Origin of the sequence: Pediococcus argentinicus, from assembly GCF_001437605.1 — a bacterium.
Taxonomy (GTDB): Bacteria; Bacillota; Bacilli; order Lactobacillales; family Lactobacillaceae; genus Pediococcus; species Pediococcus argentinicus.
The window spans coordinates 1-13645 of the sequence record NZ_JQCQ01000038.1 but is presented as its reverse complement, the minus strand read 5'-3'; the positions used below and the strand labels follow the sequence as shown (position 1 = coordinate 13645).

Below are 13645 nucleotides of genomic sequence, written 5' to 3'. Positions count from 1 at the left end.
GGTACCAACAACACCGCCAACAGTGCCGCCAACACCACCGACGGTACCAACAACACCGCCAACGGTGCCAACGACACCACCGACGGTACCAACAACACCGCCAACAGTGCCAACAACACCTCCAACGGTGCCAACAACGCCGCCAACGGTGCCAACAACGCCGCCAACAGTGCCAACGACACCACCAACGGTACCAACAACGCCGCCGACGGTGCCAACGACACCGCCAACGGCTCCGGCAAAGCAGTTGAATAAAAAACTTCCTCAAACTGGGGAAGATTCAGACGATGGGATATTGTTGATAATTGGTGAGTTACTTGGAGCAATTGGATTGCTTGGTGCATTGAAGAAAAAGAAAAATTAAATTTAATATATTGATTTTAATTACATTGATATTCCAAAAAATAAAAGCCACCTAGATTAGCACCTTGCTACTTTAGGTGGCCTTTTTTATGTTAAAAGCGTCCAAATGTATGTCCCTTTTGACTTTAAGACACTGTTTTGAAAATGTTAGATTATTCGTTGACATTACTGAGTTTGCGATGTTTAATGTGATTGAAAAGTGTTTCTCTTTTACGCTATTACGGAGGATAATCTTATGGCTAAAGTTGACAATAAATATTTAATTGAGCTTTTGTCTGATTTAATATGTAATTTAACTAACATGGATGATAATAGTGAACAAGAACAGGCTTTATATTGCACAGAGGAACTGTTGAACGCGGCTCAAAATCCTAAAAGTAATGATTTTATTTTGACTGAAAAAGGATCTGAATTTATACAGAAAATAACACTGTTACAAGGTGGATTTGGTTCTAATAAACTGGTTTTAGATAAAGATTCAAAAATACTGGTTGAATCCATTAAGTCTGAACTTCCAAAAGAACGTACCAAGTTTTCTACATTCTTTGTGCCATGGGGGTAGGATCACAATTACGTGTAGTTTCTATTACGTTCTTATTTACAAGGTAACTATGGTTTCTAACTAAAAGTAGTTGATTTGTAAATTGACGATAATTTAAGCAATAGAAAGGCTGTTGATACCATGAACTCAAAGAATGAAAAAGCAATAACGCAGGACAACGATGTGACAGTAACAAATCCTAAAACATTGAAGGATCTATTTAAGAATTGGCATGGTACATACAAAACACCGGAGGATTTGAGGGGCTGGAATGATATTAAACCAACTGGTCGAGAATTACATTAAAAATTTGCACCGAAAGTCATGTTAACAATTCAAGACAACTAAAAAAGTTCTAGAAGCTTTGAATTTATATTCAAAGGTTTTCTAGAACTTTTTAGTAATTACTCAAGTTAAACCATCAACAAAGCATCCTCATCCATCAAACGAATATCTTTCGAATCCAAACGTTCAATCAATTGTTCCTGTTCCCACTTTGTTAAAATCCGACTAATGGTCTCGGGTGTTGTTCCTAATAACGCTGCGAGATCTTTTTTCTTGAGCGGTAATTTAAACGGATTATGGCCGATTGCTGAAGCAGTTTCGACTAAATAACTACCCAAACGTGTGGCAACCGATTCGGTACTAAAAGTAGTGGTGTGTTTTTCCAAATTAGTTAAACGACGTCCAAGGACATCTAACACATTCAAACTAAGTTTAGGCATTTCTGTTAATAACTTTTGAAAATCAACTCTACTAATAGAACAAACCGCTCCATCTGTTAATGCTTGTGCAGAAGACTCATGGTGTTCTTGACTAACTAGCGCTGCTTCTCCGTTGATATCGCCAGCCTGAAGTAAATATAATAATTGTTCTTTTCCACCAGCTGAGTATTGAGAAACTTTAATTTGACCACTAGCTATGATTAACAGGTCACTAACCGAATCACCTTCGTGATAAAGAAAAGATCCCGCTTTAAAATGACGGTGCTGAACGATTTGTTCGACTGCATCGGATTGCTCTTGATTTAAATTTTGAAAGATAGGGACCAACTGAACACAGTGGTGTGAACTAATCTCAGGCATTTTAATTCCTCCGTTTTATTTATCCATATTATCCCACAAATAAAAGTTCTTTTTCTTGATGTGGATCAATTTATTCAAGTCAAATTGGTTCGATAATAAAAGTAAATCAAGAGGAGGACGTTAATTATGACCAAAGTAATTTTAGAGTTAGATACACTTACATGCCCAAGTTGCATGACAAAAATAGAAACTGCATTAAAAAACCATAATGGTGTTGAATCAGTTAAGGTATTGTTCAATGCCAGCAAAATCAAAGCTCAGATTAATGATGAAACTAGTGGCGATGATTTAGTTAAGGTTGTTCAAGGAATCGGTTACGAAGTAAAAAATATGAAAACAAAGGCGGAAGCATAATGACAGTTGAAGAACAGTGGCAAGCAGAAGTTAAACAAAACGATATCGACCATCACACTCCCACAGCTGGAGCAATGACGGGGCATATCGTCTCTAATTTACGGATTCAATCGAATAAATTAACTCAGTTTGAATGGTATTTAAAAGGGGCAACTGTAATTGCAGATCGAGAATTGATCGATGATTTTCGTAAAAATGTCGATAAAACATTTATTGAACTCGGGCATCAGTTAGTGGAATGGAATGAAAAACCAGCTTCTACTACTAGTGAATGGCAAGAGTATTCCATGCTTGAGGAAGCCGGTCAGAACAAGTACTATAGCGCTGATGAAATGATTGCAATGATTGTGCAGGATATTCAAACGAGTCTGATGTTTGTTGGACGTGCCATTATTTTAGCAAACAAGGAAGAGAAGTTGGGTTTAGCAGCATATTTAATGCAAGTTCAAACAATGTACAACCACTATAATGAACTTTTCCAAGCACGGTTAGGAAATGAAGCACTGACTGGCTTTGAAGAAGAGGATGAGGATGATTAGATGGCAAAACTGCTATTAAAAATCACCAAGAAATGGTCCGAGCTGACCTATTTAACATTGGCCCTGGTAGTGATTGGATACATTGGTCGGTTCACTCATCAACCATTGCTAATGAATATTGCATTTTTAGCTGCCACAGTTATTGCTGGAACCCCGATTCTTTTACGTGCCATTACAGCCTTACAAGTTAAAGTCATTAGTATTGAACTACTAGTTACAATTGCGGTTGTGGGTGCACTAGCGATTGGGGAATTAGAGGAATCCGCCGTAGTAACTTTTCTCTTTGTTTTAGGTTCATTCCTGGAACAAAAAACATTACAGAGAACTCATCAATCAATTAAAGCCCTAACCGAAATGGCACCAAAGACAGCCATTCAGATTAATGATGATCAATCACAGGAAACGGTTGATGTTGATATGATTGATGAAGGAGACCATTTATTAGTTCGAACTGGTGACCAAGTGCCTGTAGATGGTCATATTTTAACCGGTTCAACAAGTTTGAATGAGGCATATATCACGGGGGAGGCCCAACCAGTCACCAAAAAAGTTGGTGACCAAGTATTTATGGGAACCATTAATGACGGTGATCCCATCACGGTTGAGGCCGACAAAGTGGGTGAAGAGACCACTTTTGGTAAAATCATCGAACTAATTGAAGATGCTCAAGATAATCAAGCTCCAGTAGCGCGTTTTATTGATCGTTTTGCACAATATTACACACCAGCTGTTTTGGCGATTGCCTTATTAATCTTCGCGTTTACACGTGATTTTCGATTAGCGATTACGTTTCTAGTTCTTGGATGCCCTGGGGCTTTAGTAATTGGTGCTCCTGTCTCAAATGTTGCAGGAATCGGTCGAGGAGCCCAGTCCAAGATTCTCGTAAAAGGTGGTAGTGTGATTGATTCGCTGAATAAAGTCGATACGATTTTATTTGATAAAACCGGAACAATCACCACAGGAAAACCAACTGTCAGTCATTTTTTCGATTACCAAAATGATGTATCTAATTTAGCATTAGCTGGTCAAATGGAAATGGCAACCAGTCATCCATTGGGAAAAGCAATTGTTGAATATGCTAAACAACAGACTGAGATACCAAATGAAGCTATTGATATCATTACTAAAAATGGAGTTGGGTTAACTACGACTGTCGGTGGTAGTTTAATTCAATTGGGCAGTCCGAATGTCATAGCAGAAAGTCAGATTAAACTGACGGACCAGCAACAAAAAGATTTGCATGAAATTCAAACGGCTGGTGAGTCGGTGGTTATGATGACTCGTGAAAATCAATTAATGCTAATGTTTGGAATTGTTGATCAACTACGACCAGGTGTGGCAGATGTATTAGGTCAATTGCGTAAAATGGGTGTCCAACACTTAACAATGTTGACCGGTGACAATTTAGAAACTGCCACTAGAATTGGACAACAAGCTGGCGTGACTGAAATTCAAGCAGGCATGCTGCCGGCCGATAAAGCCAGTTATCTAAAACAACTGCAGTCTGAAGGTCATCACGTTTTGTTTGTCGGTGACGGTATCAACGATGGCCCTTCATTAGCTCAAGCTGATGTCGGCATTGCCATGGGCAGTGGAACAGATACTGCTATTGAAACTTCTGATGTTGTCTTGATTGATTCTGATTTTAAAAACGTTTTGAAAGCTAAAAAGTTAGCACGCAAAACGGTATGGAACACTACTGAAAATATTGTCATTGCGATTGCGACCGTGTTGATTTTGCTACTGGGACTATTAACAGACTATGTGGATATGTCGTTAGGGATGCTTGTGCACGAAGGAAGTATTCTAGTGGTGATTTTAAATGCGATGAGGCTGTTGCGGGTTAAATTATAGATTTAAGTAGCTGTTTTTAACATAAGGACAGCTTTTTTATTTCTTTTTACTTCCGTTTACACTACAAATAATGATATAATGTAGTACGAATGGAAGTGAATTTTTATGAAAACTGACATGGTAATGGAACTTTTAAAAGAAAACAACGGCTTAATAACTGGTGCAATGGCAAAAAGTATAGGGATTAGCTTACAAGTACTCAACTATTTAGTGCAAAAGGGAGAATTAGAACGCATTGATCGCGGAGTATATATTAATCCTAATATTTTTGAAGATGATATGTACACGATTCAATATAGATTCAAAAAGGGGATTTACAGTAGAGATACTGCATTATTTTTACATGGAATGATTGACCGAACACCGAGTTTTTATCAAATGAATTTTCCTGTAGGATATCATTCAGCTTTGATTGAAAAGTATCCAATTCAAGTTTCTCATCAAATCGAAAAATTATATAGTTTAGGTATTGAGGAAGTTCAATCGCCGGGTGGCCATAAGATACAAACGTATAATATTGAACGGACACTATGTGATTTAGTTAGAACAAAAAGTTCGGATGCTGAAACAATTAAACAGGCTATGAATGAATATGTAAAAATGAATAACAAAAATTTACAAAGACTAATCGAGTATGCAGATATTTTGAAAGTTAAAGAAAAAATACGTACGTACATGGAGGTTTTACTTTGAACCTAGATTTTGTTAACGGTCAGCAGTTTAAGGCAAAGGTGAAGAAACGAGCTTTGGATGAACATATCAGTCCACAAATACTAATGCAAGAAATTGTGTTGGACGAAATAGTTGAAAGAATAGCTAAATCAAAATATCGGGATAACCTTGTTTTAAAAGGCGGATTTCTAATTGCCTCTTTGCTCGGAGTTGATACAAGATCTACGAGAGATATTGACACATCGGTTACAGGAATTGATGTATCAAGAGATGAAATTGAATCCGTATTCAAATTCATAATTGATATGAATACGTATGATGATAGTGTTTATTTAAAGCTTGAACGAATTGAGGACATTAGGAGCTCTGCCGAGTATTCTGGATTTAGAATTCATATAAAGGCACTTGTTTTCAACAGTAAAGTTCAAACTAAGATTGACGTATCGACTGGTGATGTTATTACACCTAAACAGATAACATATACGCATCATATGTTGTTTACTGATGAAAGTGTTGTAGTACAAGCGTATAATTTAGAAACTATATTAGCGGAAAAACTTGAAACGATAGTTACAAGACGTGAATTAAATACCAGGTTAAAGGATTACTACGATGTTTACATGTTTGATAAGTTAGAGACCCGTAATATTGATTTTAGTCTATTGAAGAAGGCTATTATTGCAACTGCAAGTGTCAGAAACAGTGACAGTATAATAGGACAATATGGAGAAACAATTTTACAAATTAAGCAGTCTTTAGATTTAAAAAAACTATGGAATAAATATCAGAGCAATAATGAGTATGCTCAAAATATCAGATTTGAAGATACATGTGATGCTGCATTGGATGTTATTGAGCAATGTGGTATTGATAAATAATTATTGTAAATTTGAATACGATGAGGTTGTTGTGAATTAAGTTATAAATCTAATGAATTAAATATATCTTTTTTATTTCTAACTGTTTGGCCTTTTACTTTGCCACTAGTAATATCGTCAATCATTTTTTGAACTTCAGAATTGGGAGTTTCATCACGTGGATTATGAGCCATTGCTTTTGTGATTAATCTAATGTAATCGTCATATTCAATGCCAAATTTGGCCTCGATATAATTTTTTGCATCCGCATAATCTTCTTTGTTTATTTTGATTTTAACGTCCATGATTATATACCTTCGCCTTTTTTATTCTAGATGTCTTTCAAGGTCTATAATACACCCGTGCTTGATATTTAAATTCACATTATTTGTTTTAAAGTACTAATAAGACTTTCGTTCAAAATATATTTGTATAATCAGTGTAGTTTGAACAGAAGTGGACGAAAAGATTGTAGTGATTTCTGAATGATACTCAGAGGAGTGGTATGTAAATGAGCAATAAAACTAAAGCGTTTGATGGTATTGTTAACGACATGGCCAAAGAAGACCCTAGCTTATTACTAAGAGTTAAAAATGAAGATGAAAAGTTAGCAGCAACTATTGCACTGTATGATGAATTAGAAAATAATCGAACAGCGAAATAAGAGTTCAAACTATTCTTTAATGAGATAGCTTGAACTCTTTTTTATGCGCTCAACAGTGCTGATTTTTAATATTCCAAATTAAATCCCACAAACTACCATTAAAGCTTCAAAAACGACGTACCATACGCAAAAAACGGCCCGTTACTTTAAAGTCTTTCAATCTATAAAGTTAATAGTTGACCAAGGGCCCTTGGATCTTTATAACATGAGGAGATTCAAGAATTGGACAACCAAAAAAGAACTATTTCAGAAGGACTACATTACTTATTAGAGGACGAGCACGAACGAATTGTATTTGGAGCGTTGAAAAGATTACACGTGGCACCACATTCGGTTGAGTTTGATGATTTTTTGCAGGAAGCACGTATTACATTTGCGAAAGCTTATGTTCGATTTCCAGATGATCCACGCGAAAATGATATGAGGTTTCACGTATTTGCCTATCAGGCGGTGTATTGGAATATCTTGGATTTGATCAGAAGCCAGATAAAGCGGACGGAAAAAGTGGCTATTTCCGATGAAGATGATGGGGATGATTTGTTAGAACTACCATCACCCCAAAAGATGGATGTTGTTGAACAGGTAACTTGTGACTACTTTTTTGAACGATTATATGAGATTTGCTCAAATGCTGAACGACACTTTTTGAAGGATTGTTATATTGATCAACTATCTGGGAGTGAAATTGCCAAGAAGGAACAAGTCTCTCGTCAATGCGTTTATCGCTGGCGTAAAACGGTCGGCATTAAAGCTTTGAGAATCATGCATCAAAATTAATTTTAAATTCGTTGTTTACATTTAGCGTTTTAAATCGTTATTAGTAAATGTAAGACGTCGCGATGCTTACTAAAAATTTGAAGGAGGCACCACCATGATTAAAGTTTGGACAAAAACAGGAGTTAACGTAAAGCTAGTCGGACCAGAACACGAGAAAGGTATCCGTCGCGGATTTGCGAACACTACCGAAGAAGTTTCCGTTGAACAAATCTCAGGGTTGGCACGTGTTTTAGAAACAATCTCTAATGACAAGTTCGTTGAAGCAAGCATTACAACAACCCAAAAAGTATCACAAGGTAACTAATTTAAAAATAAAATAATGTGGCCCACCACAAACAACTAATTTATAGGAGGAATCCAACATGAAACAATTAGATATGGAATTTTTGAGTAGCACAGGTAAGGTTCAACACATCAAGTTTAAGTATGTCAGCGAATCTTTGAAAGAAGCTGAAGTTCGCCAAGCAATGAACGAACTCGCAGGGCTCAACCTTTTTGTGAAAAAAGATGAAGTTTTATATGCTAAGCCACAAGCTGCAAAGTATATTGAAACAATTCGCGAACCAATCTTTGATGATAAAGCTGTCAAAGCATAATCAATAAATTAAATCCCGCACCAGAAGCGTATGACTTCTGGTGCGGGATTTTTTGTCTATTCTGGCTTATTACCATTTGCTAACCAAGCTGGTACTACAATATCATCGATAATTTTATTCATGTCAGGTTTATCGTTTGGAACGACAAATGTATAGTAACGACGCAGGTTACCCAAAAGAAGTAGCACTTCTTTTGACGGGATGTGTTTTATTTCTCCACGTTTTATAGCTCGCTTTGCAATGATATTTCCCAAACGTAAGGAACTCTCTTCCATTTCTTTAGTAGCGTCAGAGCTTACAACGTCGCTATTGTTCACGATTTGATAAATTGAGAATTTAACAAAGTATTTATTCATGGAATCTAACAGCCTTTGGCCACGTTTAGCATGTTCCTGCAGATCATTTTTTAAACTACCTGTATCAGGAAAGTCATGATAGTCCTCGTTGATTTGAATACCAGAATTTTGGTGAATGTGATGATGAACGGCATCAAAAAGAAGCTCCCCAGGTGTTTTCCAACGGCGGTAAAGAACACCGCGACTGGTCTGGGCAAGTTCGGCAACATTTTGAAAAGTCACTGCATCAATACCTTGTTCATCAAAAAGCTTGAGAGCAGCATCAAAAATGGCCTGTTCTAGTTTTTCTCCACGTTTTCTTTGCATGCTGTTATTTTATCACTTTTTTAAGAAACAAAAAGTTTCTTATTGACTTTTTCAATAAAAGGTTTATTCTCATAGAGTACAAAATGTTCTTTAAAAGAAAGAGGCAATTATTATGGAAATGAAAAAGATGCGCCAAGTAGCTTTAATACTTGCGTTTGGTTTATTAGCTCCAATGCTCGATACAACAATGACAAATATTGCAATTAACGATATTAGTCGTGATTTAGGTTCTTCTTTAAATAGTGTTCAATGGATTTTGACAGCTTACGTGTTGGCTACCAGTGTGGCAGTGCCATTTTCCGGTTGGCTATCACAACGATTTAATGGAAAGTATGTCTTTTTAAGCGCTCAATTAGTATTTGGAGCTGCATCAATTTGGTCAGCCTTAAGTACAGATGTGAACAGTTTGATTTTTGCTCGGGTAGTTCAAGGATTTTCAGCAGGGTTAATTATTCCGTTGGTTACGACAATTCTAATGAGTATGGGATCACGTAAAGTGGTGAATGACTTAATGATGATTGTTATGTTGCCAATTATGGTTGGACCAATTTTTGGACCGATTATTGGTGCTTTGATTGTGCAATACGGTAATTGGAACTGGATCTTCTGGATTAATGTTCCCATCGTATTAATTGTTTCAGGCTTGATTTTATGGAAAATTCCAGATTTGCCAGGAACAAATGTTAAAGCTAAAATTGACTGGCTTGGGATTTTACTTTTAGGAGCTGGATCTACCAGTTTGATTTATGGCATTTCACGTGCCGGACGTGAAGCAACTTTTAATAACTCAGATACAATTATTTACAGTTTGGTTGGTATTGCGCTCTTGCTAGTTTATGCAGCATGGGGTGCCTTTAAGAAGGGTACAGCTGTGTTACCACTTGGATTATTTAAGTCTCCAGTGTATTCTGCAACAATCTTTAACTTGATCCTGGCTGGAATTATCACAAATGGTCCAATGTTGATTTTGCCATTATATTTTCAACAAGGACGAGGATTTAGTATCTTGGCAACTGGTTTATGGATGTTACCACAAGGTCTGGGAATGTTATTAATCCGACCAATTTTATTGAAATTAATGAATCAGTTGGGAACGCGTTACGTTGTGTTGATTTCACTTTCATTAACGTTACTAGGAACAGTTCCACTAATGTTTGTGACTAAATCAACTAGCATGTGGCTTATCAGTGCGATTTTATTTGCCCGTGGATTAGGAGTTGGTGGGGTTATTATGCCAATGATGACTTCTATCTTGGTGGGTATGAAGAAAGAATTGATTGCTCAAGCCAATATTGGTGCTCGTATTTTCCAAAATATGGGTGGTGCCTTTGGTTCAGCATTGGTCGCAACCGTCGTCGCAAGCTACTTACAAAATCATCATTATTTAACGGCAAATATCGTTGCTTACCAACACGCTTTTGGTTGGGCCGTGGCAATTACTGTGTTAATGATTTTACCAGCAATGTTATTACCTAAAACAGTTGATTAATTATTGAGGATTTCTTAAGAATGAAAGTCTCCAAATGCCTGTCAGAGCGCATTTAGAGACTTTTTTACGTGCAGGATGTTAGAATTTCATAAAAGATTCTAAATTAGTATAGATAATAGTCATACATTAACAGCGTAAAAGGTTTACGATTATAATAGAAATAGGACTAAGTATTGTATTGGTAGTTTGTGTCGAGGAGGTAGTACTTTGAAAAAATATATTTACGATGAAAAACAACACTATCGGATGTATAAGAAAGGCAAGCAATGGTTATTTGCAGCCATTACGGTTGTTAGCGTTGGGACTTTTGCTAGCATTCAAAGTGTACATGCTGATCAGGTTGAAACAAATGAAAGTGCAAAAGCAGTAGCTACTCAGGCGGACAATTCACCTAATGAAGCTGCAAAGACTGACGCACCAACTGCTTCAACTCCAAAAGAAACAGCGAATAGTGCTGCAACAGAAACAGTTTCATCAACTGATTCAAAAACACCTGAATCAGCTGATGCTATTAAGTCTGCACCCACAAGCACCGAAAGCAAGGCTTCTGACACCAATTTAAATACTAAAACACCAGATTCTGAGGCTCCCAAACCAGTCCCAGTAGTTTCTGATGCCAAAAATAATTCAGAACAAACCAATTCAGCACCAAAGAACCAAGAAAACACCGCCAATACTCCAAATACTAATGAAACAGTAAAAAAAGAAGATACACCAGCAGTTGCTAAACCAACTGCCTCAGTTAAAGCTCCAGTTAAAATGATGGCTGCAAGGGCTACAGCGGCGGATGCTACACCAGCTCCGACTGCACCAACGTTGACTCAAAATCCAGGATTTTCTAATTTTTATGTAGATAACAATGGTAATGATGTCTTTTACAATTCTCCATATGTATTAAGAATGCGAGTTTATGTAAGCGATAAGCCACAACTTAGTCAAATGTATGGACTTTATGCTATTTTGCCTTTGGGTATGACGGCTGATATGAAGACATTGCAGGAAAATGCTGATACTTTTGTAAAGGCAGCAAATACTCCAGATCAAACGAGTAACTTTACTAGCATGACGGTTTACGATTTAGGCATGTCAACATACAATCGGCATGTTTACTATTTCAGACCAAATGATGGCGCAATGTATATTAAAATGAACACCGGTTTGTACCTAAATGTAAGGACGGCTCCTAAAGATGCTGTTGGAGTACCTACTTCTTTTAATGTTAATGCTTCGGGCCCTAGTGATTTTGCACAAAATGCGGTTTTACTTGGTGGAATTGGTAATTATAAAGGAAGCAGCTATCCTAGCCAAACATCTGCTATTGTAGGTATTCCTAATGCACCAGATGCTAATTTAGTTTCAATTGGAATTGGTCCTATTATGAACAGAACAACCCAATACAAAACGGTAACATTAAGCGATGTGTATCGAATTGTTGATGCTAAGGGAAATTTAATCAAAACGATTACCACTACAGGAAATACAGGGGATACTTATAGCAGAGTAGGTCTAGTAGATACACTAAGGTCATTAGGTATTGCCCCTGATTCAAAGAATCCTCAAGACCCTAATTGGAAATATAATCAATCTGGGATGACTATTAGTTCTGGTACGCTGACTGATAAAAGTCTATCCTACTTGCCAGCACCCGGAGGTTTTTATAATGCTGATGGTGGATTTAATGACAGCAGATTAACTACCGCAGGTAATTTTAATCCTGATGGAAGCTTAAAGGGAACCACGTACACAGTCACCGTTCCAACATACAACGCTGCAGGAAAAGTAACAGTTCAGTACGTTTATCAAAAGAAAGATGCCAGTGGAAATATCACGTATATTCCAATGGCTAATTTGGCAAGCACATTTCCAACTGAGGCTACCTACACAAGTGGCCAATTTATTGGAAATAACCAACAATATCAAATCAGTCTTCCAGCTGATCCTGATGGATATAAATTTGCTAAAACAAATAACGGTGGATTAACAGGAGCACTAACTAGCACTGCACAAACAATTCAAGTTGTTTATGATCAATTGGCTTCACAGGTCACTGCTAATTACTATGCTGTGGATAAGGATGGTAATCCATATTATGTTTACAATGGTACCTATACTACTGATAAGGATTTAGCGTTAAGTAACGGAGGGTCACTATATTTACTAGGTAGTTCAGATCCATATAAAGGCTTTACAGGTGATTCCGTAACAATTAACGCACCAGCGCAAAGTCCTCTTGAAGGCCCGGGTCAACAAAAAATTGACTACTATAACTTTTATGGTGCTTCAAATCTAGATGGCCAGTTACAAAAAGGTGTGAATCAATTAGTAGTAACCTATCCAGCTGATAGTGGAACGGTTAATTTTTATTTCATTAAAAAGTTTCCTGTTAAAGTAACCTATCATGATGCTAGCGGAAATGATTTGCACGATGATTATTCAAAAACATATACGGATGGGGACACAGTCACTTATCCGATGCCATTGGATATTTCAGGTTCAACAATTGATTTCAATCAGTCAATGATTACTATTATTGAATCCGCTGGAGATTCAGAATCTATGTCTATCAAAGAACTGATATCTCAAATGACGGGTAATGCTAATCCTACTAATGAGGATATTATCAGTGGATTAAGTATGTTAGATAATGGATTCTTCCCAGTTGTTAAATCGGGTAATCAGATTTCTGGGCTAACTGTTAGTTATGTTTATAAAACTAATGCCACAATTAATTTATCAGGTAGTCAAACAATAACTTATGGATCAAGCAATGATATCGATCCAACAAAGTTTACAATTAATTTGAGTAATAAAAAGTCATATACGTTGCAAAATGGGGACTTAAAGTTAGTTGAAGACACTGTTAAAAATGTCGGAACATATCATGTTGTTCTAACAGATGCTGGATTAGATCATATCAAAGCACTTGATTCCACAAATTATGAGTGGATTTACGATACTAATAAAAATACAACTAACTTAGGCACGTTTATCATAGACAAAGCACCAGCAACCTATACTTTAAGCGGAACAGATTCGAAGACCTACGATGGTAAGACCACCAAGATTGATGATGTCTTGAGCAGCTATTCCGTAACTTTGAGTAATGGAGAAAGCTATACGTTAAAAGCTGGGGATTTGCAGTTTAATAAGGATCCAAAAGATAAGGACAAGTATGTCGTTAGCTTAACGGCA

17 protein-coding genes and 1 pseudogene are annotated in these 13645 nt (G+C 36.8%); 15 read left to right on the top strand and 3 right to left on the bottom strand.

The features are described 5' to 3' along the window. From IV88_RS07895 to IV88_RS09275, 3 genes are all read left to right on the top strand, one after another. On the top strand, positions 1–364 hold a 364-nt coding region (locus tag IV88_RS07895), incomplete at its 5' end, for an LPXTG cell wall anchor domain-containing protein (protein WP_157059334.1). A 234-nt stretch (positions 365–598) separates the two neighbouring features. Beyond that, entirely contained in the window at positions 599–925 is a 327-nt protein-coding gene (locus IV88_RS07890) for a hypothetical protein (RefSeq protein ID WP_057800360.1), read from the top strand. Positions 926–1045: 120 nt separating this feature from the next. Then, entirely contained in the window at positions 1046–1210 is a 165-nt protein-coding gene (locus IV88_RS09275) for a hypothetical protein (RefSeq protein WP_157059333.1), read from the top strand. Positions 1211–1317: 107 nt separating this feature from the next. Here IV88_RS09275 and IV88_RS07885 read toward each other — a convergent pair whose 3' ends face one another. Beyond that, entirely contained in the window at positions 1318–1980 is a 663-nt protein-coding gene (locus IV88_RS07885; RefSeq protein WP_057800361.1) for a Crp/Fnr family transcriptional regulator, read from the bottom strand. 135 nt (positions 1981–2115) lie between these two features. Between IV88_RS07885 and IV88_RS07880 the strand changes: the two genes are divergently transcribed. From IV88_RS07880 to IV88_RS07860, 5 genes are all read left to right on the top strand, one after another. Continuing rightward, a complete protein-coding gene (locus tag IV88_RS07880; protein WP_057800359.1) occupies positions 2116–2343 on the top strand; it encodes a heavy-metal-associated domain-containing protein in 228 nt (75 codons plus the stop codon). After that, entirely contained in the window at positions 2343–2882 is a 540-nt protein-coding gene (locus IV88_RS07875; protein ID WP_057800358.1) for a ferritin family protein, read from the top strand. Before IV88_RS07880 ends, IV88_RS07875 begins: the two co-directional genes overlap by 1 nt. Further along, entirely contained in the window at positions 2883–4736 is a 1854-nt protein-coding gene (locus IV88_RS07870; RefSeq protein ID WP_057800357.1) for a heavy metal translocating P-type ATPase, read from the top strand. Positions 4737–4841: 105 nt separating this feature from the next. Then, positions 4842–5429, top strand: coding sequence for a type IV toxin-antitoxin system AbiEi family antitoxin domain-containing protein (locus IV88_RS07865; RefSeq protein WP_057800356.1), 588 nt, complete (start codon positions 4842–4844; stop codon positions 5427–5429). Then, positions 5426–6286, top strand: coding sequence for a nucleotidyl transferase AbiEii/AbiGii toxin family protein (locus IV88_RS07860; protein WP_057800355.1), 861 nt, complete (start codon positions 5426–5428; stop codon positions 6284–6286). The genes IV88_RS07865 and IV88_RS07860 overlap by 4 nt, the downstream gene beginning before the upstream one ends. 41 nt (positions 6287–6327) lie before the next feature. Here IV88_RS07860 and IV88_RS07855 read toward each other — a convergent pair whose 3' ends face one another. Continuing rightward, complete coding sequence (locus IV88_RS07855) at positions 6328–6570, bottom strand: hypothetical protein (RefSeq protein ID WP_057800354.1); 243 nt, start codon at positions 6568–6570, stop codon at positions 6328–6330. A 206-nt stretch (positions 6571–6776) separates the two neighbouring features. On the opposite strand from IV88_RS07855, the gene IV88_RS09270 reads away from it, so the two are divergent. From IV88_RS09270 to IV88_RS07840, 4 genes are all read left to right on the top strand, one after another. Next, the gene (locus IV88_RS09270; protein ID WP_157059332.1) at positions 6777–6929 is read left to right on the top strand and encodes a hypothetical protein; all 153 of its coding nucleotides are present in this window, start codon (positions 6777–6779) and stop codon (positions 6927–6929) included. A gap of 222 nt (positions 6930–7151) precedes the next feature. Then, positions 7152–7706, top strand: coding sequence for a sigma-70 family RNA polymerase sigma factor (locus IV88_RS07850; RefSeq protein ID WP_057800353.1), 555 nt, complete (start codon positions 7152–7154; stop codon positions 7704–7706). A gap of 94 nt (positions 7707–7800) precedes the next feature. Beyond that, the gene (locus tag IV88_RS07845) at positions 7801–8010 is read left to right on the top strand and encodes a hypothetical protein (RefSeq protein WP_057800352.1); all 210 of its coding nucleotides are present in this window, start codon (positions 7801–7803) and stop codon (positions 8008–8010) included. A gap of 58 nt (positions 8011–8068) precedes the next feature. After that, entirely contained in the window at positions 8069–8302 is a 234-nt protein-coding gene (locus tag IV88_RS07840; RefSeq protein WP_057800351.1) for a DUF2922 domain-containing protein, read from the top strand. Between the two features lie 56 nt (positions 8303–8358). Here IV88_RS07840 and IV88_RS07835 read toward each other — a convergent pair whose 3' ends face one another. Further along, positions 8359–8964 carry a TetR/AcrR family transcriptional regulator gene (locus IV88_RS07835; RefSeq protein WP_057800350.1) on the bottom strand — a complete coding sequence of 202 codons (606 nt, stop codon included), beginning with the start codon at positions 8962–8964 and terminating at the stop codon, positions 8359–8361. Positions 8965–9076: 112 nt separating this feature from the next. Here IV88_RS07835 and IV88_RS07830 point away from each other — a divergent pair, with 112 nt between their 5' ends. The 3 genes and pseudogenes from IV88_RS07830 to IV88_RS09585 form a co-directional block, all read left to right on the top strand. Continuing rightward, positions 9077–10453, top strand: a complete 1377-nt coding sequence (locus IV88_RS07830) for a DHA2 family efflux MFS transporter permease subunit (RefSeq protein ID WP_057800349.1) — start codon at positions 9077–9079, stop codon at positions 10451–10453. A 186-nt stretch (positions 10454–10639) separates the two neighbouring features. Further along, positions 10640–10783, top strand: a pseudogene (locus tag IV88_RS09590) (KxYKxGKxW signal peptide domain-containing protein); the annotation flags it as partial. A 2304-nt stretch (positions 10784–13087) separates the two neighbouring features. Then, positions 13088–13645: MBG domain-containing protein (locus IV88_RS09585; RefSeq protein WP_420806207.1), on the top strand; the 558-nt coding region annotated here is incomplete at its 3' end.

Coding starts and splice junctions, on each gene's coding strand:
- IV88_RS07890 (WP_057800360.1), top strand. CDS start 599: ATGGCTAAAGTTGACAATAAATATTTAATTGAGCTTTTGTCTGATTTA.
- IV88_RS09275 (WP_157059333.1), top strand. CDS start 1,046: ATGAACTCAAAGAATGAAAAAGCAATAACGCAGGACAACGATGTGACA.
- IV88_RS07880 (WP_057800359.1), top strand. CDS start 2,116: ATGACCAAAGTAATTTTAGAGTTAGATACACTTACATGCCCAAGTTGC.
- IV88_RS07875 (WP_057800358.1), top strand. CDS start 2,343: ATGACAGTTGAAGAACAGTGGCAAGCAGAAGTTAAACAAAACGATATC.
- IV88_RS07870 (WP_057800357.1), top strand. CDS start 2,883: ATGGCAAAACTGCTATTAAAAATCACCAAGAAATGGTCCGAGCTGACC.
- IV88_RS07865 (WP_057800356.1), top strand. CDS start 4,842: ATGAAAACTGACATGGTAATGGAACTTTTAAAAGAAAACAACGGCTTA.
- IV88_RS07855 (WP_057800354.1), bottom strand. CDS start 6,570: ATGGACGTTAAAATCAAAATAAACAAAGAAGATTATGCGGATGCAAAA.
- IV88_RS09270 (WP_157059332.1), top strand. CDS start 6,777: ATGAGCAATAAAACTAAAGCGTTTGATGGTATTGTTAACGACATGGCC.
- IV88_RS07845 (WP_057800352.1), top strand. CDS start 7,801: ATGATTAAAGTTTGGACAAAAACAGGAGTTAACGTAAAGCTAGTCGGA.
- IV88_RS07840 (WP_057800351.1), top strand. CDS start 8,069: ATGAAACAATTAGATATGGAATTTTTGAGTAGCACAGGTAAGGTTCAA.
- IV88_RS07835 (WP_057800350.1), bottom strand. CDS start 8,964: ATGCAAAGAAAACGTGGAGAAAAACTAGAACAGGCCATTTTTGATGCT.
- IV88_RS07830 (WP_057800349.1), top strand. CDS start 9,077: ATGGAAATGAAAAAGATGCGCCAAGTAGCTTTAATACTTGCGTTTGGT.